Annotated in this window: 19 protein-coding genes; 11 read left to right on the plus strand and 8 right to left on the minus strand. The window is 43.9% G+C overall.

Translation table 11 applies throughout. The features are described from left to right. The first annotated feature begins 58 nt into the window (after window positions 1-58). From FFM73_RS08720 to FFM73_RS08730, 3 genes are all read left to right on the plus strand, one after another. Window positions 59-5,470 (plus strand): MBG domain-containing protein, encoded by a 5,412-nt coding sequence (locus FFM73_RS08720; protein ID WP_137631372.1) that lies wholly within the window; start codon window positions 59-61, stop codon window positions 5,468-5,470. 184 nt (window positions 5,471-5,654) lie between these two features. Next, the gene (locus FFM73_RS08725; protein WP_137631373.1) at window positions 5,655-6,479 is read left to right on the plus strand and encodes a sugar phosphate isomerase/epimerase family protein; all 825 of its coding nucleotides are present in this window, start codon (window positions 5,655-5,657) and stop codon (window positions 6,477-6,479) included. A 17-nt stretch (window positions 6,480-6,496) separates the two neighbouring features. Then, complete coding sequence (locus FFM73_RS08730; RefSeq protein WP_137631374.1) at window positions 6,497-7,060, plus strand: DNA-3-methyladenine glycosylase I; 564 nt, start codon at window positions 6,497-6,499, stop codon at window positions 7,058-7,060. A 114-nt stretch (window positions 7,061-7,174) separates the two neighbouring features. Here the strand turns inward: FFM73_RS08730 and FFM73_RS08735 are convergent, their stop codons facing one another. Continuing rightward, complete coding sequence (locus tag FFM73_RS08735; RefSeq protein WP_137631375.1) at window positions 7,175-8,047, minus strand: hypothetical protein; 873 nt, start codon at window positions 8,045-8,047, stop codon at window positions 7,175-7,177. A gap of 228 nt (window positions 8,048-8,275) precedes the next feature. Here FFM73_RS08735 and FFM73_RS08740 point away from each other — a divergent pair, with 228 nt between their 5' ends. Continuing rightward, complete coding sequence (locus FFM73_RS08740; RefSeq protein WP_235874488.1) at window positions 8,276-8,965, plus strand: M57 family metalloprotease; 690 nt, start codon at window positions 8,276-8,278, stop codon at window positions 8,963-8,965. 1 nt (window position 8,966) lies between these two features. Further along, entirely contained in the window at window positions 8,967-9,713 is a 747-nt protein-coding gene (locus tag FFM73_RS08745) for a potassium channel family protein (RefSeq protein WP_137631376.1), read from the plus strand. Window positions 9,714-9,909: 196 nt separating this feature from the next. Here the strand turns inward: FFM73_RS08745 and FFM73_RS08750 are convergent, their stop codons facing one another. From FFM73_RS08750 to FFM73_RS08760, 3 genes are all read right to left on the minus strand, one after another. Next, window positions 9,910-10,254 carry an aggregation-promoting factor C-terminal-like domain-containing protein gene (locus tag FFM73_RS08750; protein WP_373278652.1) on the minus strand — a complete coding sequence of 115 codons (345 nt, stop codon included), beginning with the start codon at window positions 10,252-10,254 and terminating at the stop codon, window positions 9,910-9,912. Between the two features lie 277 nt (window positions 10,255-10,531). Next, window positions 10,532-12,001, minus strand: a complete 1,470-nt coding sequence (locus tag FFM73_RS08755; protein WP_137631378.1) for a sugar porter family MFS transporter — start codon at window positions 11,999-12,001, stop codon at window positions 10,532-10,534. A 440-nt stretch (window positions 12,002-12,441) separates the two neighbouring features. Next, the gene (locus FFM73_RS08760; RefSeq protein ID WP_137631379.1) at window positions 12,442-12,849 is read right to left on the minus strand and encodes an Ohr family peroxiredoxin; all 408 of its coding nucleotides are present in this window, start codon (window positions 12,847-12,849) and stop codon (window positions 12,442-12,444) included. A 244-nt stretch (window positions 12,850-13,093) separates the two neighbouring features. Between FFM73_RS08760 and FFM73_RS08765 the strand changes: the two genes are divergently transcribed. From FFM73_RS08765 to FFM73_RS08785, 5 genes are all read left to right on the plus strand, one after another. Then, the gene (locus FFM73_RS08765) at window positions 13,094-14,287 is read left to right on the plus strand and encodes a betaine/proline/choline family ABC transporter ATP-binding protein (RefSeq protein ID WP_137631380.1); all 1,194 of its coding nucleotides are present in this window, start codon (window positions 13,094-13,096) and stop codon (window positions 14,285-14,287) included. Beyond that, entirely contained in the window at window positions 14,284-14,913 is a 630-nt protein-coding gene (locus FFM73_RS08770; RefSeq protein ID WP_089137276.1) for an ABC transporter permease, read from the plus strand. The genes FFM73_RS08765 and FFM73_RS08770 overlap by 4 nt, the downstream gene beginning before the upstream one ends. A gap of 11 nt (window positions 14,914-14,924) precedes the next feature. Further along, entirely contained in the window at window positions 14,925-15,857 is a 933-nt protein-coding gene (locus tag FFM73_RS08775; RefSeq protein WP_137631381.1) for an osmoprotectant ABC transporter substrate-binding protein, read from the plus strand. Further along, entirely contained in the window at window positions 15,857-16,507 is a 651-nt protein-coding gene (locus tag FFM73_RS08780) for an ABC transporter permease (protein WP_137631382.1), read from the plus strand. The genes FFM73_RS08775 and FFM73_RS08780 overlap by 1 nt, the downstream gene beginning before the upstream one ends. A 462-nt stretch (window positions 16,508-16,969) precedes the next feature. Then, complete coding sequence (locus tag FFM73_RS08785) at window positions 16,970-17,749, plus strand: acetoin reductase (protein ID WP_089137278.1); 780 nt, start codon at window positions 16,970-16,972, stop codon at window positions 17,747-17,749. Window positions 17,750-17,873: 124 nt separating this feature from the next. Here FFM73_RS08785 and FFM73_RS08790 read toward each other — a convergent pair whose 3' ends face one another. The 4 genes from FFM73_RS08790 to FFM73_RS08805 all read right to left on the minus strand — a co-directional run bounded on the left by FFM73_RS08790 (window position 17,874) and on the right by FFM73_RS08805 (window position 21,315). Next, window positions 17,874-18,818: an NADP-dependent oxidoreductase gene (locus FFM73_RS08790; RefSeq protein ID WP_137631383.1), complete on the minus strand. Its 945-nt coding sequence runs from the start codon at window positions 18,816-18,818 to the stop codon at window positions 17,874-17,876. 315 nt (window positions 18,819-19,133) lie between these two features. Then, window positions 19,134-19,607 carry a transcription elongation factor GreA gene (greA, locus tag FFM73_RS08795; protein WP_137631384.1) on the minus strand — a complete coding sequence of 158 codons (474 nt, stop codon included), beginning with the start codon at window positions 19,605-19,607 and terminating at the stop codon, window positions 19,134-19,136. Between the two features lie 14 nt (window positions 19,608-19,621). Then, complete coding sequence (locus tag FFM73_RS08800; protein WP_171001257.1) at window positions 19,622-20,179, minus strand: cysteine hydrolase family protein; 558 nt, start codon at window positions 20,177-20,179, stop codon at window positions 19,622-19,624. Between the two features lie 17 nt (window positions 20,180-20,196). Continuing rightward, window positions 20,197-21,315, minus strand: a complete 1,119-nt coding sequence (locus FFM73_RS08805; RefSeq protein ID WP_137631386.1) for an aminotransferase — start codon at window positions 21,313-21,315, stop codon at window positions 20,197-20,199. 153 nt (window positions 21,316-21,468) lie between these two features. Here FFM73_RS08805 and FFM73_RS08810 point away from each other — a divergent pair, with 153 nt between their 5' ends. Beyond that, a complete protein-coding gene (locus tag FFM73_RS08810; protein WP_137631387.1) occupies window positions 21,469-22,653 on the plus strand; it encodes an ROK family transcriptional regulator in 1,185 nt (394 codons plus the stop codon). Window positions 22,654-22,795: the final 142 nt, after the last annotated feature.

The following is a 22,795-nucleotide window of genomic DNA, read 5'->3' on the forward strand; positions in this document are numbered from 1 at the left end:
TAGTCACCTTAGAAGCTACCGCAAATGCGGGGTTTTTGCATATAATTTGCTTTAATCAATGGGCTACTCGACAAATGTTACAAAACTAGCACTACACGTTGTTAATAAGGATTATGTTCTTGATAAAAACAGCATTACTGGTGGCAAATTGATCATTGATAAACGACCAGTGATCATCAAAGCCAATAGTGTTGAAAAAACTTATGACGGTAAACAGTATGGTGATCCAGTGACCGCAACAGCTGATACGGTTGCGACTGGTGCCACATTGGTTTACACGGTCAACGTGCCAACTAATGTGAACGTCACAACGGCTGCACCGATTACGGTAACGGCTAAGGCGGATGCTAACCCGAACTATACGATTACGACGGTTAATGGGAACTTGAAGATTGATCCTAAGAAATTGACTGCGGGAACGATTACGTTGGGTGGAAGCAGTAAAGTTTATAACGGCAGCGCAGCCAATAATCCGGTAACGGATACGCTGCAAGGACCGACTGGTGACAGCAACTTCACAGTACCAACAGATTGGACGACTGCTGATTTTGATAACAGCGGGATTAACAGCCAAAACGTTGGCACTTATCAAGTGAAGTTAAGCCAGGCTGGATTAACTAAATTACAGCAGGCTAATCCGAACTATACGTTTGATATGACCAGTGTTAAAGCGGGATCATTTACAATTACGAAGGCACCGCTTACTGTGACGCTGCCAGCCTTGACTAAGACATATGATGGCCGAGCCTATTCTGGTAGTGATGATCAATACTCTGTGACCGGTGTGCCAGCAGGAGTGACTCCACCAACACTTACGCTGACTGATATCAGCAAGCAGGTTAACGCTGGGACAGTACCAATAACGGCAACAATCACATCCGCCGATGCTGGCAACTACGCAGTTACCTACGCTAACGCAGGTTCGTTAACCATTTCGCCTAAACAGGTAACAACGGATGCGTTGACCGTTAGCTCGGCAACTAAGACTTACGATAATAGTGCAGCCAGCGTGCCAACCTTTACGTTGACTGGACCGGATGCGACTGATTATCCAAACTTCACGCTGCCAACAATTACGGCTGCTGATTTTGATACTTCAGCGGCTGCTAGTCAAAACGTGGGGGCGTATGACGTTAAATTAACCAGTGCTACGATTGCTGCACTGCAAAAAGATAACCCGAACTATGTCATTTCAGCTGACAGTGTTAAAGCTGGTCAACTTACGATCACACCTAAGGCCATTACCATTGCGGCACCAACGCTGACCAAGACTTATAACGGTCAGGCGTATACTGGGGCTAATTTGAAAGCTAGTGTCAGCGATGCAGTTATCGGTGATGATCCGGTTTACACCATGACTTCAGTAACTAATGATGTTAACGCTGGTAGTTATGATTTGATTATTACAGCAGATTCAGCCAAGAATCCAAACTACAAGGTAACCGTCACAAAGGGTAACTTAACGATTATGCCTAAACCGATTACCGGTAAAGTCACAGTTGGCAATACTTCTAAAACGTATGATAATGACGCTACTAAGATGCCAACGTTTACCGTCACTGGGCCAGCGGGTTACCGGACGACGCAGCTGGATGCGACTGATTTTGATACTTCGAAAGTCAGTCAAAATGCCGGTAGCTACGCGGTCACGCTGAACGCAGCTGGGATTGCTAAATTAAATCGGAATAATCCAAACTTTGCAGTGACTGCTGGAAACGTTCAAAGTGGTATTCTGACGATCAATAAAAAAGATATCACCATTACTGCGCCAACCGTCAACAAAATTTACGACGGTCAGGCGGACACTGGTGCTGATATGGAAGCTAGTGTCAGCGACGCAGTTACTGGTGATGAACCGGCTTACGCTATGACTTCGATAGCCAATGATGTTAACGCCGGTGGCTATGATTTGATCATTACAGCAGATCCAGCCAAGAATTCAAATTACAATATAAAGACTACTAATGGAAAGTTAACGATCACGCCTAAAGCCATTACAATTGCCGGGCCAACGTTAACTAAGGTTTATGATGGCAGAGCTTACACAGGCACTGATTTGAAGGCTACTGTTAATGGCGCAGTCGGTAACGATGTACCAGCATATCAGCTGGCTGATCTCAGCAGTGATGTGAATGCTGGTGGTTATGATATTGGCATTACGTTTGATAGCACGGCTGCTGCCAACCACAATTACACGATTACACCGACTGCTGGCCATTTGACGATCATGCCTAAGACGATTTCACAAGCGCTCACTATTAATTCAGAGAGTAAAGTCTACGATAACGACGCAACCAAGGTACCAGCCTTTACATTAACTGGACCGGATGCAACCGCTTATCCAAACTTCACGATGCCGACAACTACGGCAGCCGATTTTGATACTTCAGCGGCTGCTAGTCAAAACGTGGGTTCGTATGACGTTAAATTAACCAGTGCTGCGATTACTGCACTGCAAAATGATAACCCTAACTATGTCATTTCAGCTGACAGCGTTAAAGCCGGTCAACTTACGATCACGCCTAAGACTATTACAATCGCTGCGCCAACGCTGACCAAGACTTATGACGGTCAGGCTTACACTGATGCTGATTTGAAGGCTAGTGTCAGCGGTGCAGTTACTGGTGATGATCCGGTTTACACCATGACTTCAGTAACTGATGATATTAACGCTGGTGGTTATGATTTGGTTATTAAAGCGAATGCAACGCAGAATCCAAACTACACTGTAGCAGTTAAGAATGGCAAGTTAACGATTGCTAAAAAGGCTATTACAAACGCAATTACAATTAGCAGTGCTGATAAGACTTACGATAACGACGCTACCGATGTGCCAACCTTTACATTGGCTGGTCCAACGGCTGTAACTGATTATCCAAGCCTCACAGTACCAACTGATTTAACGGCAGCCGACTTCGATACGACTGCGGCTAAGAGTCAAGATGTGGGGACTTATGCAGTTAGTCTGACGGCTAGTGGCCTTAAGAAAATACAGGACGCCAATGGCAACTATGATATTAGCAATGCCAGTGTTGTTGCTGGTCAATTAACGATCAAGCAAGCACCAGTAACCATCAGCGCACCGCAAGGCTTAACTAAAGTTTATGATGGCAGTGGTTACACGATTTCTGATAATGCTGCTACGGTAGTTGGTCAACCGGCTAAGGGTACTGCTGTGAAATATCATTTATCATCATTAGCTGACGCTGTTAATGTCGGTTCATATACGTTAAGTGTGATTGATGATGGTAATCCAAACTACAAGGTAACTGTTGTGCCAAGCACGTTCACGGTAACTAAGAGTGATCAAGCTACCGTTCAACTTGGCACGGCAACTAAAGTTTATGATAACGACGCGACGACAACGCCTAAGGTATACGATGTGACGTTACCAACTGGTGTTTCAGCACCTAAGCAATGGACGGCTGATGATTTTGAATTATCATCAAACAGTCAAGATGTTGGCACCTACACGGTTGAGCTTAGTCAGCAGGGACTTCAAGATCTGAACAATGCCAACGCTAACTACAGCTTTACAGCGAATAACGTTAAGGCGGGCAGCTTCAACATCACGCCAGCTTCAATTACGGTAACAGCACCATCCGTCAGCAAGGTTTACGATGGCACTGCTTATAATAAGGTTTATCAGCCTAACGTAACTGGAACGCCTGCGAAAGCTGCGGCACCAGAGTTTAACCTCACTGATATCAGTCAAGATGTCAATGCCGGTACGTATACCGTTAAAGCAATACTCAAGGATGCTAACAGCAATTACACGATTAAGTATGTTGATGGCACATTAACGATTAATCAGGCACCAGTTACGATCACTGCGCCGAACTTGACTAAGACTTATGATGGCAAGGCATACACTGGCAGTGACAATGTTGCAGCGGTTACTGGTTTACCAAACACTGGCAAAGCGGATGCGCTGCACTATTCACTGACTGATATCAGTCAAGATATCAATGTTAAGAATGGTGGTTATCCGATTACCGTGACGCTTGGGGCTAATCCCAATTACACGGTTAAAACGACAGCTGGCAGTTTAACGATCACGCCAGCTACACCACAGTATCGTTTCTTCATTGATTCGGTTTACCGGCAGTATAGCGGACAGCCAGCTAATGATCCTAGCGTCTACCCGGTTACAATTAAAGGCACGCAGCTGAATCAGCCGACATTTACCGCTGGAGACTTTGTTCGTCAAGGGTCATCCGAAAACGTGGGTTCATACCCAGTTACGTTAAGTGCCGCTGGTTGGCAGAAATTACAGGCTGCTAACCCGAACTACGTCATTACGCCTGATCCAGAAAACGAGGTGGCTGGTAATTTCGTCATTGAACCAGTTGCACTTGCACAAACTAAGCTTGGTACAGTGGCAATCGGCAACCAGACTAAGGTTTATGATGGCGATTCTGCCACTGATCCGACTGATTACGCGGTCACAGTACCTGGTAAATTGACGGCACCAACATGGGCTGCTGCTGACTTTACTCGTGCAGATCAAAGCGAAGATGCTGGTACGTATGCTGTGACATTGAGTAAAGCTGGGTTTACCGAATTACAGCAGTTAAATCCTAACTATACGATTGCGTTAAGCGATATCACAGCTGGTCATTTAACGATTACACCAGCTCCCGTGACGATTACGGCACCAAGTGGTATTACCAAGACGGATGATGGTCAGCCATACACTGGTACGGCAACCGCGACAGTTACTGGTGTTCCAGCAAAGGGTATCCCAGTTAGTTATCAACTGAATTACGGGACCAATGGTGATGTTGGCGTTCACCCAATAATGGTCACGCTGGCACCAAAGTCGAATACCAATTACACAATCACGACCGTACCAGGCAGTTACACCATTGAGCCACAGCCAGTTACTACTACAGATTCACCGACCCAAGCAGTCACGTCAACCACCGCTGAACAGCAGGCAACTAAAGCACAGAACTCAGCAACCAAGACGACAGCACGTCCTGGATCAAAGCCGGGTTCATCAGCGAAAACGACTAAGACTAAAGTGGCTTCTGAATCGCAAGCAACTAGTCACAAGACTAAGCAAACTGGTAACCATTCTGGTAGCGTGACAACTAACCGATCTGGTAACCGTTCAAATAATGTGACGACACAAAACATTAGCAGTCACACTGAAAAGACGGTGGTACAGGCAACTAATAACTATTCTGGCGATTCGTTGAAACAGACGGCTAATGGTCGAGCTGCTAACGCAACGACGCAGGTAACCAGTAATAACATTGCTAAGACGATGGCTCAATCAGCTGAAAGTACGTCTGTAAGTGGTACTACTGATTCCAAGACAGGGACAACGCAGCAGAATGCCACTGCACAGGGTCAATTACCGCAAACTAATGAGCAGCAATCTTCATGGTTAGCAGTAGTTGGCACAGCGTTAATGAGTTTGTTAGGACTGATTGGTATCAAGAAACGCAAATCAGACCGATAATTCGTTGAATAAGAGGCATTTTAAAAGTCCATTTGCCAATTTGGCAGATGGGCTTTTTGTATGAGCTAATAGCTGATTATTTCTATAAGTATTAACATTTGGTTATGTTTAACGCAGTTCAGTGCGAAATAATCGTTATCTACTAGCAGCGGTGTTATAAATAAAGGCGAAATGAGATGATTAAATGATGCCGAATTTAGGCTTAAAAGCAAGTACATCACTGGAACAGACGAATGAGCGGTTACAATACCATCCGTCAGTGTTTGAATTCTATACGGATGAACACGATATGACCAAAAATGGTTTAGTGCATTTGGCAGAAATGGTCAAATACGTGCAGTCAGCTGGTGTGCGCAAGATTGTGATCCATCATCCAATGGGGTTTGATCACCATCATAATGAGGTTGCGGTCTCCGCGTTGAAGGACCCTGATGGCTACAAATTTATGATGGGCAGCGCGGATGCGTTGATCGAACTGGCGATTAAATTAAACGTACAAGTCCTCATTCATGGTGGCTATTCCGACCAGGATGCCGTCGTGAACGCTTTTGGGGATTTAAAAACGGGACGCAAAGTGATTTTTGACCGGCTGGATTATTTTCAGCAATTAGGCGGCAACCACGTGATGTTTGAAAATTCGATCTCGCCAGCCTTTGACTACGGCGATGACGAGATTGAAGAAGCAGTGATAGCCCATCATTACCGGCTCTGCTACGATATTAGCCACGGCTTTATTGTGCTGCATGGTGATAATGATAAGCTCGTTCAAAGCATTAAACGATTGGCACCGCAAACGGTTCACTACCACTTTGTCGATTCCATGGGCGAACACCATGACAGTCTGCAGTTAGGTAAGGGTAAGATCGATTGGCAGCGGGTCATGAAAGTGGTGAATCCCAAAGCCACTAACATCTACGAAATTGATCTCGCTGATCAAAACGATAGCCGCGAAATGCGGGCCAGCCACGATTATTTGACTAAGCTGCTAGCAACTGAAAAGATTTCTTAATTGCTAGGAGGTTAACTATGACGCGTTGCGACTGGGCGGAAAATGCGAATGAATTAATGACCCGTTACCACGACTACGAGTGGGGCGTGCCGACAACCGATGAGCGGGAAACTTTTGAGCTGATGACATTGGAAATGATGCAGGCGGGTTTAAGCTGGCAGACGGTGTTGAATAAGCGGGCCAACTTTAAGGTGGCGTTTGCTGATTTTGATGTGACAAAAGTTGCGCGATTCGATGATAACGATGTCGTTCGGCTGTTAAATGATGCTGGGATTATTCGTAATCGGCTGAAGATCAAGGATACCATTCATAACGCACGACAACTGGGGAAATGGCACGCAGCGGGTAAGACGATGAATGCCTATTTATGGGCTTTTGTGGATGGTCAGCCGATTGTGAACCGGTATCTGTCAATGGTGGAAGTGCCTGCGCAGACACCGTTATCCCAGCAGATCAGCAAGGCGCTGAAAAAAGCCGGGTTCAAGTTTGTGGGTCCAACCATTGTTCAATCCTGGCTGGAAGCGCTGGGTATTTTGGATGATCATTTGGCGACTTGTACGGTGAACCATTTGAGTAAATAGGTGAAATAAAGTTGAAAGCTGATGGATAAATTCTATCGGCTTTTTTAGCTTCTCAAACGAAAAGCACCTCGGTCGCTTGATCGAGGTGCTTAAAGAGCAATACTTCAGTGATAATTATTTAATGTGTACCGTTTTAGTGCTTGTAACTGAGGTAAAGTGACCGTGGCTGTAGTGGCCAACAGTGACTTTTACCGTTTTCGCCTTTGGTGCGTAGACGGTCTTGCTGAAGTTGTGCTTGCTGCTTAACTTAGTGTACTTGTTACCTTTATAGGTATTGATACGTGCGTAATTAGCAGATTTATAAAGTTTAGCAGTACCCGTTACTTTGACGTTCTTGTTGGAGTACTTCTTGATGGAAAGCTTGGAAATGTAGCTTTTTTTGGTTGAAGCTTTAGCTTTTGGTTCAGCAGTAACGCCATGATAGTTGCTGCCGTAATCATCAACCATTGCGTTGTCCAAAGCATCGGCGTATCCGGATAATGAAGTAGCGAGTGTATCTACTTGCCCCCATACATACACATCTAGATTATACGATTTAATTTGACTTTGAATACCTGTTTTTAAGGACTCTAACTGACTTTGACTGCCATTTGATAACCTTGATTTAAACACATTATATGATGCGACTAAGGCATTTAGATCAGCCTGAAAAGCTTTTGCATCCTCATCATTATTTGTGACACTATTAAACATGGAAGCTCCTAAATTGCTTAAATAAGTACCAAAGGAACCGATACCGCTATCAGTGTAAGCCATATTAGGATCAATTTTTAAACTACTTGCCATTTCACCCTGAACTACAGGACTAGCTTTACCTAGTGCTGCTTTCAAACCACTTAAATCACTTGTATATGTCGAATAAGAAATTTTTGTTGCCGCTTGTGCCTGTGTAGTTGTTACTGCATTCGGAATTTCAACAAATACGCCACCAACCAACGTTGCCCCTAAAATAACTGTAGCTGTTTTTCTCCAAATATTCTGTGTCAAAGATAGGGCCTCCCTAATAAAATCAGTGATTGTAAACGATTTCATTATAGACTCATAATCCAGAAATTCCACAAAAAATTTAGAAATATTTTATGGGACAAGAAGGCTGCTCTGAAATATCATTTGAAAAACTATTTAAAATTTCGTGTAATTCCCCCAGATTAATTGACCTTTACCGTCAGAATCAGTAATCTATGGGTAATTAATCAATTTAAGGAGGTGTCTGCTGTGAGGTATCAGGGCTGGTTAACATGGGTCACATTAGGTTTAGCGGTGGTGTTCGTGCCAATGGCAATGGATTCAAAACCGGCACCGATCAATTTTACCGGTGAAATCGATAAGGTCATCGAAAAAATTGATCCTAACTTTAAAACAACGACGCAACAGACACAAAGATCTGAGACGTCAGCGAGTGATACCCCGATTGAATCAATCGTTCAGAATCGGAAATTATCGCGAACCTACTATTATCATTTTGATGATAACGTTCCGGCTGCGGCGAAAGCGGTTTTTGAGAACGCCGTTAACGTTTATAACCAAACGGGAATCGTCAAGCTGGTACCGGGCACTGGAACGGACCGCCAAAATTCAATTACCTTTTTCGTTTACTCGAAGCAGATGCCAAGTAATGGCAATACGACCATGATTGAATCCGGTCACGGTGGGCCTCAGATCATTCAGCAGACGGGGTGGAATGCCTATACAGCTAACCACGCCCAGGCTGGTTTAAACGTGTATTACCCCTCAGCGGCAATCAGAAAATCAGTCGCCATTCACGAATTGGGACACGCGCTAGGATTAGACCATAGTCATTATCGTAATTCCGTAATGTATCCAGTCGATCAAGGTAACACACAATTGTCATCGGGTGATATTGGGACTTTGAAGACGATTTACGGTACTGGGGAGACGAAGTAATATGCTTAAGTTAACCAAAAAGCAGCAAGATAGGTGGCTGGTCATTTATCATGTCATTGTGGCTATTTTAGCTCTTGCATCCAGTGTTTTAGCTACTTTAATGATGTTAAAGGTCAAGGTGGGGCTAGTTGGCTTCATCAGTTTTCAAGCCTTACTGGCGTTTTTTGTTATCGATTATGTAGTCAGGCTGATCCTTACTAAAAATCGTAAGTGGTTTTTGATCAATAACGCTTTTGATCTGTTAGGTATTTTACCGATGCATCCCGCGTTTTCGCTCTTTCGGCTAGCCAGAATATTTCGCATGATCCGCACCCACCACGTCTTTTGGAAGTTGGGGATCTCTGGCAAATGGACCCGGGACTTTCACCGCTTTACCTACGACACGGGGTTTATTTACCTGTTTACCATTAGTGTAGTCATTATCTGTATCAGCGCGCTGCTGTTCTCCATTGTGGAGCATCAAACACTGTCGGAGTCCCTGTGGTGGGCAATTACCACGGCCACGACCGTTGGGTACGGTGATGATTCACCGCATACTGCGTGGGGCAAACTGATTGCAGCCTTCTTAATGCTGGGCGGTGTGGGCTTTATTGGTTTGTTAACCAGTACGATCACCGACTTCTTCACTGATCGAACCGGTCAAGCGAATGCCCAACAGCAGCAAAATGAAGCGTTAACTAAGCAGATTAAACAGTTAACGCGGGAAGTTTCCCGGTTGTCTAAGAAAGTTGATAAGATGAAAAAGTAATCGGGGACTAGAAAAAGGCGGGGACTAAAAAACAATCGAAGATCTTGCAGAGAACTTTTCTTTTATTTAGTCGAAATGTGCGCCAAGCCGGCATGCCCCGGCCGTATAAGTCAAAAAAATAAGCTGACAGTCAAAAAACGACTGTCAGCATATTTTTTCGTCTTATACTCTGGGGCAAAACGCCTGTTGTTGCACTCTAGTACCAGTGGTGTGCTTGCCAGAAACTCTTAGCATGGGTCCAAGTACCATAACGGCCACTAACGTACTTGTTAGCTGACTTTTCTTGGTTAACTGCGCTGTAGTTGCCGTGCAGGTAAGCTCTTAGTAATTGGTAACGGCCATAACAGTTTCCGTTACGGGCAGTGTAGCTGTAGCGTGATTCGTGATAGGCAATCCAGTTCTTGGCTGCCTTTTGGTTTTTAGATAGATTAGCGTTAATCTTAGTAATTTGCTTAGCTTGGCTAGCAGAAACCTTAGTTGAGGCTTGTGCTGTCACTGTTTGTGTCTGTGTGCTGATATTTGAAGTAAGATCGGTGCCCATTCCAAAGGCGAACCCGAAAATCAATAAGAATGCTGCTAGTTTCATTTTTATATTCGCTTTTGACATAATTTTAAAAAATCCCCTTATTTATTAATCATTACTGAAAAGCATACACGGGGAATGTTGCAGTTATGTTAACTAACAATTACCAAGAGATTAAGTTATGTGACAAAGAACGATACTTTAATATCTAAATCCACAATAAAAGGGACTCCAAACTGATCGATTATGATAGTCTGAAATCCCTTAAACTTAATTCAATTAAATCCGAAACTAATTACTTCTTAAGTTCACCAGTTTCTGGATCATAACCCTTTGCAGCCGCCCGTTCACGAAGACCAGCTTCAATGTCTTCAAGTGTACGGTGACGGGTTTCAATAGCCTTCTTGTGCACGAACCAGATAGCCAGAACACAGAAGAGGGCATAAACGATAAACAGCCGTGCGATACCTTGACCTTCTGGGTTAGCAACACCTTTTGGTTCGAAGGCAACTAACAAAACGGTAAAGGTTTCAGAAACACAGAAGTTAGCGAACCAGTTAACGGCTGCACCAAATGAGTTCCCTAACCCACGAATGTTCAATGGGAAAGCTTCACCAATCATGAGCCACATTACAGGACCCCAAGTTGCGGAGAAGAAGGCGATATAAAGTGTTAAGGAAACAACAGCAACCCATGATCCCAAGTTACCGTTACCAGCATGCAACAGCAACATAGCAGTTGACATTGCAAACAGTGTAGCGGCCATACCAATGGCACCACCAATCAACATCTTTTTACGGTCAATTTTATCCATGATGCTGACGGCAACGGCAGTAACAATCACGTTAAAGATACCAATAACGATATGTGATTGCAAAGCAAAGTGAGTACTGAATCCAGCTGAAATAAAGATGGTTGGCGCATAGTACAGAACTGTGTTGCAACCCATGACTTGTTGCAGAATAGCTAACCCAACGGCCATGACCAAAACGGGTCGAGCGACTGGACCGAACAATTCTTTCCAACCACCAGAAGGAATGGAAGCTTGAGTTTTAATATCACTTAAATCTTTTTGAACAACTTTTTCGTCTGGGTTAAATTGACGTAATACTGCAAGTGCAGTTTTCTCATCATGTTTACGAACAAGGAAACGAGGTGATTCAGGTAAGAAGATAGCACCAATCCAAAGGATAGCGGCAGGAACAGCAGCTAACCCTAACATCCAGCGCCAACTGATACTTTCTGCAAGGCTTAACCCACCTTGTGGTGAGAACCATTCATTAAACACGTAAGCAAAGAAGATACCGGTCATAACCATTAATTGGAATAGAGACCCGACAGTCCCACGTCTTTCGGCTGGGGCAAGTTCGGCCAGATACGTTGGAATCAATGATGATGCGGCACCAACGGCGATACCTAAGCAGAACCGGAATGAAACCAGAAGAATGTAATCTGGCGAGAATGCTGAACCTAAAGCGGCAAAGAAGAAGATGATTGCGGCTGTGATCAGCAAGTGCCGACGCCCAAACCTATCAGACAACGGTCCAATGAAGAAGGCTCCAAAAACGGCACCGATTGAAGTTGATGCAGTTAAGAAACCATATGCAAACGAACCGTTTGCGATGTTTAACTCATGACCAATAAATAGCATGGCACCGGAAATGACACCGGTATCATAACCAAACAACAGACCACCCAAGGCACCGAAGAAATATATGAGGCCCACGGGTAAGTGATGCAGCTTTTTAGTACCTGCATTAGACATAAACGAATCCCCCTATCAAAATAGACGATTAGTTACAGTGTACGAAAATAATAATTGCAGTAACCGCTTTCAAAACGCAATTTAAAAAATCTAAAATGTGAGTTGGAACAGTGTGAGTTGGAACAGTGTGAGTTGGTATTTGATAAGTTGGTTTATGAAAGCAACTAACCTAAAAAGCATTATAAGCATCTGTGATTTAAAATGCAACCCCTTTCATGAGCGACTAAATAGAGTAATAAGAAGTAGTTATATAAAGCATCTTTATTTAATAGATATAAAAGCTGTGTGTATAGGATTTTAATAAATAAATTAGATTCACTAAATATTGATTACTAAACCTTTAGTAGTTTACAAAACTTTTTCAAACTTTAACTTGTGAGAATAAACTAAAACTGGCTCGTCAGATCTAATCGACCTGACAAGCCAGTTTTAGCTGAACGTTATTCAGCATTGACCGTAACTTCGATATTCCCACGAGTTGCCTTAGCATAAGGACAGATCGTCTCAGCAATGGCCATGTATTTTTTAGTTTCAGCTTCATCTAATCCGTCAATGTGGCCAAATAAGTCCACACCAATATGAAAATCGGGTTCGTTACCTTCCTGATATAAGGAGACTTTTGCGCGAACAGTTGGTTCAGCAGAGACGCCTGCTTGCTGTAAAGCAATGTCTAAGGCGCCATTAAAACAGGAAGCGAAGCCGGCAGCGAATAATTGTTCTGGGTTGGTTGAATCCTTATCGACACCGGGTGTTCCAATTTTGAAATCCCATTTATGATCATTAGACCAAACTTCACCTGCACGGCCGCCTTTGTTAGTCATCGTTGTAGTATAGAGTTTCTTTGCCATCGAAATTACCTCATTTCATGGATCAAATTGTGTACAATCTAATTATACTGACTAACTTGTAAAAGTCCAATAAAAGCGCTTACTTTATTGATTGAATACCAAGCTAAAATACTAATTTGACGGTCTCTCAGTCATCAAACTGGGCGCCTTATAAATTTATGTCAGAATGTATAAGTGGTACAATTAAACCAAATGTTTTTAGACATTTGTTCATAATTGATGCAGAGAGGAAGGGATTAGACCGATGTTTTTATCAATGGAACATCTCAACAAGACATACCCTGGTGGCAAAGTCGCCGTGGAGGATTTTAACCTGGAAGTTGAAAAGGGTGAGTTCGTGTGTTTTATTGGGACTTCTGGTTCTGGTAAAACAACTACTATGCGGATGATCAACCGGATGCTGCAGCAAACATCTGGCACGATCAAAATCAACGGCAAAGATATTAGCCAAATGGATCCCGTTAAACTGCGGCGTAAGATCGGTTATGTGATTCAAAACATCGGGCTCATGCCTCACATGACGATTCGGCAAAATATTACCTTGGTGCCAAAACTATTGAAGTGGCCACAAGATAAAATGAACGAGCGGGCCAAGAGAATGATCAAGTTAGTTGATCTGCCAGAGGAATTTCTGGATCGCTATCCCTCTGAACTGTCAGGTGGGCAACAGCAACGAATTGGTGTTGTGCGGGCCCTAGCCGCCGATCAAGATATCATTTTAATGGATGAACCCTATGGCGCCTTGGACCCGATCACCCGTGAGTCGTTGCAAGATTTGATCAAAGACTTGCAGGAACGTCTCGGCAAGACGATTATTTTTGTGACCCATGATATGGATGAAGCATTGACGTTAGCTACCAAAATCGTGGTTATGGATAGCGGCAAGATCATGCAGGTGGCAACACCGGATGAAATTTTGCGGCACCCAGCCAATGAGTTCGTGGAGAACCTGATCGGTAAGGACCGGCTGATTCAAGCCCGGCCAAGTATTACTACCGTTGGGCAAGTTATGCTGAAAAACGTGGCGGCTATTACTCCTGACAAGTTGTTAAAAGAAGCTTTGAAAATGATGCATGACCGGCGAGTCGATTCACTGCTGGTGACTGACGATGGCGGTACGTTGAAGGGCTATATTGATATTGAAGATATTGATTATAACTTTAAGACAGCTACCAGTGTCGGCGATGTCATGCACGAAGACGTTTTTTACGTGAAATCAGACTCCTTAGTGCGTGATACGGTCGAACGAATTTTAAAGCGTGGGTTTAAGAACATTCCCGTGGTGGATAACGATCATAAATTAGTCGGTATCGTGACCCGGGCCGCCTTAGTGGACATTGTGTACGATGCACTTTGGGGCGATGAAGATAAAAAGGATGATAGCGAGGATACCAAGACGAGTGCGGCTGCTGCAGATCAAGGTGGTGACGCCAAATGATGCATTTTTTGTCCGTCTATGGTTTATCGTTGCTGGGGAAGACCTGGCAGCATATTTATATTTCCGGGATTTCTCTTGGACTAGGAACAATCGTGGCGGTGCCATTAGGAATTGCTCTGACGCGAACCAAACGAACGGCTAGCATTGTAATCTCAATTGCCAGTATGCTGCAAACTATTCCAGCGCTGGCATTATTGGCGTTTATGATTCCGTTATTTGGGATTGGGGCTAAACCGGCGATCATTGCTTTGTTCATTTACTCGTTGTTGCCAATTTTACGGAACACTTATATTGGCATGAACGATGTGGATCCCACGTTGAAAGATGCGGCTAAGGGCATGGGCATGACTGGCTGGCAATCAATCATTAAAGTTGAAGTGCCGCTGGCTGCACCGGTGATCATGTCTGGTATCCGGCTGTCAGCGACCTACGTCATTGCCTGGGCTGCCTTGGCGTCATACATTGGTGCCGGCGGACTTGGTGATTTCATTTTCAACGGGTTAAACCTGTACCGCAGTGATCTGATCTTAGGTGGGTCAATTCCGGTGATTATTTTGGCATTGCTGGTTGACTGGGTATTAGGCAAAGTTGAAACCGCGTTAACGCCACAGACAACAGAAGGATAGGAGGGGAAACCATGAAAAACATCAAAAGATGGCTGATCATGCTGGGCTTCTCCTTACTGGGAATGATTGGACTAGCCGGCTGCGGGTTTCCGGGATTAGCGGGAACTGGCAGCGACACGATCCGGATTGCTTCACAAAATACGACTGAACAGCAGATTATGTCCTATATGATTCAAGACATGATTGAACATGATACGAACTTGCACACGACCATTATTAATAATTTGGGGTCGGCCAACGTGTCATTTAATGCGCTTAAAAATAACCAAGCTGACATTTCAGCTATTCGCTACATCGGTTCTGATTTGACCACGATCATGGGGCGGCCGGTTGAACGAAACCTGCAAAAAGCGACGAAAACCGTTGAAACCTACTTTAAGAATAACTATCATATGACTTACTTTAAGTCGTACGGGTTCGCGGATACCTACGTGTGGATGGTGACTCAAAAGACCGCCAAACGCGATCACTTGAATACTGTTAGTGATCTAAAACCCGTTGCTGGTAAGATGAATGTCGGTATCGACCAAATCTGGCTGAACCGTAAAGGCGACGGCTATGATGGTTTCCAGAAGACTTACGGCTATAAGTTTGGTGCCGTTCACCCGATGCAGATTGGTTTGGTTTATGACGCGGTGGCTGCTGGTAAAATGGATGCCATATTAGGCTACTCAACGGATGGCCGGGTTGATAGTTATCATTTGAAGATGCTAAAAGATAATAAGCACTTCTTCCCGCCATATACCGCAAGTGCTGTGGCAACGAATAAAGTGCTTAAAGAGCATCCGGAACTCAAACCAGTGATTGCGAAGCTAAGCGGCAAAATTGATTTGAAGACCATGCAAAAACTGAACTATGAAGTTGATAATGACCTGATGGAACCAGAAGTGGTTGCTAAGCAATATCTTGAACAGCATCATTACTTTGAAGGGAGTGGCAATTAATGGCGCATATGAATCTTTGGGAACAGCTCATTTACTATTACGCTCATAACGGTTCCTACGTTCTGGCACAGTTTAACCGTCACTTCTTGATCTCAGTGTACGGTGTGATCCTAGCCGCAATTGTTGGTATTCCAATCGGTATCTTCATTGCGCATCATACAAAGTTAAATGGTATCGTGATTGGTATTGCTAACGTGATCCAAACCATTCCATCACTAGCGATGCTGTCAATTATCATGATTGGCTTAGGCTTGGGTGTGAATACCGTTATTGTGACGGTGTTCCTGTACTCACTGCTGCCAATTATCAAAAACACGGATACTGGGATGCGTAACGTGGATCCGGCGCTATTGGATGCCGGAACTGGTATGGGAATGACGCGAATTCAGCTACTCAGGTTAGTGGAAATTCCGTTATCCTTGTCAGTGATTATGGCTGGTTTAAGGAACGCGCTGGTGTTAGCTATTGGGATTACCGCTATCGGGACCTTCGTGGGTGCTGGTGGTCTAGGGGACATCATCATTCGTGGGACGAACGCCACTAATGGGACGGCGATTATCCTAGCAGGTGCTTTACCAACGGCACTGATGGCGATTATTTTGGATGCTGTCTTAGGCTGGATTGAAAAAAAGGTGGATCCAACGGCCTAAGGTGCGGAAACAAGCGGTTAGAGAGCGTAGTGTAAGCGGGCAAGGGCAAAAATCCCGAACTTGGATTTATGTCCTTGCCCGCTTACATGCAGCTCTCTGCTTGTTGCAGCCCGATTAGGCAAGGTGCGAATGAGGGCTGTTAGAGAGTGGAGTGTAAGGCAGGCGGGTAAAAATTCCGAACTTGGATTTATGCTCGCCTGCCTTACATGTAACTCTCTGCCCGAAGTAGCCCGATTAGGCAATGTAAAAGTAAAAATTCCAAAGAAGCAGTCAAAATCATCAATCTCTGATGATTCTGACTGCTTTTTAATTTAATATCATACATTGTGTAATCCAATACAAATTACCACTAATAACACTATGCCATGAAAATATAATCTAACAAGTTACACTAAATCGTTGACGAATGAAAGACATTCAGGTATATTTAGTTGTGAAAAAAATAACAAGTAGGAGCTGATTATTGTGGCAAATGAAAAAGTAGCTTTAATTACGGGTGCCGGTCAAGGGATTGGTGAAGGCATCGCATTACAACTTGCCAAGGATGGGTTTGCGGTTTCGCTTGCTGGCCGTCATTTGGAAAAGGTTCAAAAGGTTGCTGATAAGATCAATGCCGATGGGGGCAAGGCAATTGCTATTGAAGCGGATGTTCAATACAAGCAGCAAGTCTTTGATGCAGTTACTAAGACGGTATCTGAATTAGGTCAACTCAACGTTTTCGTTAACAACGCCGGTATCGCTCATGTGGCACAGGTTTGTGACACGACAGAAGAGGATATGGACCGTTTATTAAACATTAACGTCAAGGGGACGCTCTTTGGAATTCAAGCCGCAGCTGCCCAATTCAAGAAGCAGGGGACACCAGGTAAGATCATCAACGCTTCTTCAATTGCCGGTCATGAAGGCTTTGAATTATTAGGTGGCTACTCAGCGACTAAATTTGCCATCCGTGGGTTAACGCAGGCTGCTGCTAAAGAATTGGCTCAAGATAAGATTACGGTTAACGCTTATTGCCCAGGTATCGTGCTGACACCAATGTGGGATCAGATTGATGCTGAACTGGGTGAACTGCACAACGTGGCACCTGGTGAATCCATCAAGAGCTATCTTGCAGGGATTGCCTTGGGTCGTGGTGAAACACCAGCCGATGTTGCGAACTTAGTTTCCTTCTTAGCCAGTGAAAAAGCTGACTACATTACTGGACAAGCCATTATGGTTGATGGTGGTCTGATTTACCGGTAAACTGATCTGAAATTTAGATAATTATTTAGTTAAAGATAAAACTTTAGTAAAAACGGCAGCTAGTATCCAATTTGGAAAACTAGCTGTCGTTTTTACGATTCTATTTATAATGTTGATTAAAGGATTAGTCCTTAACGTGAATGACGAACTTACCAGTCATGTGATGCGCTTCAACTTGTTTTTGAGCGTCGATCACATTATCAGCTGACCGTGGTAAAGTTTGCAGCTGAATTTTCACTTTACCTGAAGTTACCAGATTGGCAACATGTTCATAAGTGGAAGTCGTTGCATGGGTGGATTGGAAACTAACGGACTTATCGGGTAGGCTGGTTTGTTCGGGTGTTGGTTGACCGCCAACTGTGACAAGCTTACCACCAGATTTCAGTGCGGTCAGGCCACCGGCAATATCACCGGCAGTATCGAAGACGGCATCAACGTCTTTGACGACATCGCCAACAGTCTGTTTGTGATAATCAACGACTTGATCTACACCCAATTGTTTTAATAATTCGTTATGCGGGGCACTTGCAGTTGCAATTACCTTAGCGCCTTGAGCCTTGGCAATTTGAACGGCAAACAGGCCAACTCCGCCAGCACCGCCTTGAACTAAGATGGTATCGTTAGGCTTTACTTTCAAATTTTCAACGATACCTACATATGCTGTCCCGCCAGCGACTGGTAAAGCAGCGGCCTGGTCGAAGGACAAACCAGCCGGAATTTTGGCCATGATATCGGGCGTTGTGACAACGAATCGGCCATAAGAACCGTTATTACCCGCATGACTGGAAGGGATACCGCCAAAGACGCGGTCACCAACTTTGTAACCGGTAACATTTTTACCCACTTTAGCAACAGTACCGGCGAAGTCCCAGCCTAAAACCAATGGAAAACTCCAATTAGCCGAAAATGGTGCCGGTAACTTACCCATGCGAGCCGCGATATCCATTGGGTTGATACTGAATGCGTTGACACCGACTAGCACTGTATCATCAGTGACTTGAGGCAGATCGACCTCAGTTTCATAAAACTCATCTGCTGAACCAAACTGTTTAATTACAATTGCTTCCATATTAATTGCCTTCTTTCAGAAAATAAAAAAACGAAGATGAAATCGTTTTCACTGACTTAATCGTACCACTTGTATTTAATTGAACAATAGCTAATTGCTCAATATCGCAAAAAAATAAAGATATTTTGTAAAATAGGTTTCCATATTGGATTTAAAGGCAACTTTGCGACAAATTTCTGAAGTAGATTAGTTTGCGGATGTTTTGATGAAGTATTTAACAAATCGGTTATCAGTGATAATACAATAGGGTCAAAAAATCCGCTTAAACCTTTCCTAGTTAGGAATGATTTAAGCGGATCATTTTAATATCAGTAATTAAGCAGTTTTTTTAACGGCCAAAATCTTCACCTGATAATCGCCATTTGGTGAACTGATCGTCACCACATTACCAGTGGTATGGCCTAGCAACGCTTGACCAATGGGAGAAGACAGCGAGATTTTATTGTTGGCAATATCAGCTTCGGGATTACCCACCAGTTCGAATACTTCCTCGGACTGATCATCCTCAAACTGCAGCGTAACGCTTTTACCAATTTCAACTACATCGTTATCAGTGGGTTCGTAGACCTGCGCGTATTTGAGCTGTTTTTTTAAATAACGTAGACGACTTTCGAGGTGACGCAGATCACGCTTAGCGGCACTATATTCCGCGTTTTCTGATAGATCACCCAGCGCCCGGGCGTCTGAAAGTGCTTTGATTTTACCAGGTCGGTCCTGCTTAGCAGTTTCAATTTCAGCGGCAATTTGATCATAGCCGGCCTGAGTGACTTTATTAAAGTACGGTTGCATCGAAAAACTCTTTTCTACTCAATTTTAGCCCCAAGAACGTGTTCGAAATGGCCTAATGCCCATTCCTGTCCAGCTGGCGTCAGGGCTGCCACGCCATCCTTGTGAACCACGATATTATAGTTCAAATTATAAGCATCCACAGCGGTATGCAGTACACAAATATCGGTGCAAACACCTACTAGATGGACAGTATCCACGTGACGTTCACGTAAACGCAGGTCAAGGTCGGTACCAGCAAACGCACTGTAGCGAGTTTTATCATACATATAAACTTTGTCATCGTTTTGATGTGCTTCAAACCACGGCTTGAGCTTGCCGTAGAATTCCCGGCCCCAAGTGCCACGAACGTTATGCGGTGGAAATAGCTTAGTTTCTGGATGGTACGGATCATTTGGCGTATGCACGTCGGTGGGTAAAATGACCCAGCTGCCGTCTGCTTCAAATTGATTGGCTAGCTTGATGATGGCTGGTTCCAGCACTTGGCCCGGCCCGCCACAGGTGAGAGCACCCTTATCATGCACAAAATCATTCGTGTAATCAATAATGAGTAACGCTTCGTTTGCTGCCATAATATTAGCCTCCGTAAGGTTTAATCAAATTGGCGTAAAAATTCAGACAATTTTTTGAGTCCAGTCTTTAAAGTTGTTTCATCAGTACAATACCCTAAACGAGCGTGTCCTGGCAAGTCAAAGCGCTCCCCTGGAACTAATAGCACACCGGTTTCCTTTAACAGCCGTAAGCAAAAACTCTCAGTGGTTTCTGGAATATCGAATTTAACACACGATGTGGAAACGGCTTGAGGCAGCACGACACTGACCCGCGGTTCGGAGGCTACCCAGTTTTTAAAGATTTCCAGGTTGTGTAAAACCAGCTTGCGGTTGCGGGCAAGTACCACGTCTTTATGCTGCAAAATATAAACCGCCAAAATATCATTCCAGACGCCGCCGCAGATCATGGTGTAGTCGCGGTATTTTCTAAACAGATCTGAAACTGCATCACTAGCAACAGTCCAGCCGATGCGGACACCAGGAAATGAATAGGTCTTTGACAGCGAGTTAGTAGCGATACCGCGGTCGTAAAGGTCGACGATGGAAGTAAAATTCTCGGGATGATCCAACGGCTGATAAACTTCATCAATGAGGATATAGGCGCCAACCGTTTTCGCTAAGGCAACCACTTGCTGTAAGAAGGTCTTATCCAGCAAGGTCCCAGTTGGATTATTGGCGTTATTCAAACAGATCATCTTGGTGTTTGGCCGGATGAGCCGCTTTAGTTCATTAATGTCTGGATACCAGTTATCGGCTTCATGGATGTGCCAAAAGTCGACTTCCGCGCCCAGTGAGCGCGGAATATCATACAATTGTTGATAGGAAGAGTATTCACTGATCACGTGATCACCTGGTTCGATCAGTGAGTAAAGAGCGAGGTAATTGGCACCAGTCGCACCGTTAGTTTGCAGCACCTGATTAGATTTTACGTGATTATAAAGGCCACTGACCAAAGCTTTGAACTCCGGTGAGCCTTCAATCCAGCCATAGTTCATCTTGACGTGTGATAGCTGGTCGTAAAGGACACTGGGATCATCACCGGTCATTTTGAGCAGTTCGGTAATGGTCATTGAATCGATCGTACTTTGAGAAATGTCATACTTGGCGCTTTTTTCCCACTGGTTAAGCCAGGATTCAACGCCAAATTCTGCGATTTTCATGAAAAACTCCTTTTTTTCATTATTAAAAATATGTTATGGTTATTAAAATGAAGAACGGTAATGCACTATTTTCAGGGTGTTTAGACCCTAGTTGTAGACTTAATTAAGAATAGTGTACAATAAATTAGGGTTAGTACCAAAGGGGGAAACAAAATGTCGAGTGCAGTTCGCAATCGAATGCAGCTTCATCAACAAAATATTCAATCAGTCTTTGCCGAAGTTTTCAACCATCAGCCAATTTCGAGAATTGAAATTTCACGGAATCTAGCACTTAACAAGTCGACGGTTTCTGCTCTATACAGGGATTTAAAAGATCAGGGTTACGTTGAAGAGCTGGGCGAGGGTGATGCTTCAAACGTTGGTGGTCGTAAGCCTGTGTTGCTGGCGGTCAACCGAAAATACGGTTACACCATGAACTTTGATTTTGGGTACCGTCATTTGCACGTTATGCAAAATAATTTATCTGGTGATGTGCTGTCTTATAAACAGGTTAATGTTAAGGGACTGACACTCAAACAAATTTTACCATTAATTGATGCTGAATTAGAAAATATATCAGCTAATGATCACTCAAGTCACGGACTTTTAGGCATCAGCTTTGCCATTCACGGGACGGTTGATCACAATAAGGTGACCTATTCACCGTTCTTGGATATGAGCCAAGTGGACTTGGAAGATTACTATACGCAGAAGTTTCAGGTGCCGGTTTTGCTGGAAAACGAAGCCAACGTTTCTGCTGTCTACGAGCGTGATTTTAATAAAGCTAACGAGCAGTTATCTAATATGGTAACTATCAGTATTCACCGTGGGATTGGTGCTGGGCTGATTATTCATCAAAGTCTCCATCGTGGGATTCATGGTGAAGCAGGTGAAATTGGCCGGTCTGTTTCTATCGACGGTAATTGGGATGGAGAACCAAGAAAAGTTGAAGATTACTGTTCTGAAGATGCGATTATTACTCAAATTCAGGACCAAAAACATGCCGATAACATGACCCGTGAAGATGTGGTCAGACTGTTCAAAGCAGATGATCAGGTAACTAAGTCGGCTTTAACGGGATTTGTCAGAAACGTTGCTGGCATTATCTATAATGTGGCGAACAATTTCGATCCAGATGTGATTTTCCTAAACTCACCATTGATAGAGGCACTGCCAGAACTAAAACCGCAGATTGAGAGCTTCTACGCGCAAATGGCACCGTCAATACGGGTCCCAATCAAATTAACTAAAAATTCCCATTACGCGACTTTGCTGGGTGGCTGTGCGTTAGTCACTCGGGAAGTTTTAGGGATGGAAGATGCCAAATTGAATTTTGGTGCACAGACAGTCGTCTTATAGAATCGGATTCAGGATCGTTTCGTGATCCTGAATTTTTTTGTGGTCATTTAAACCTGGTATTCTGGGGATTGAGGGCGTAATCAGCGTCATTTAAATCTAAAAGGGGTTGCATTCTAAGATGTAAGCGCTATACTAAGACTTG

Origin of the sequence: Secundilactobacillus hailunensis (assembly GCF_005405185.1) — a bacterium.
In the GTDB taxonomy this organism is placed as follows: domain Bacteria; phylum Bacillota; class Bacilli; order Lactobacillales; family Lactobacillaceae; genus Secundilactobacillus; species Secundilactobacillus hailunensis.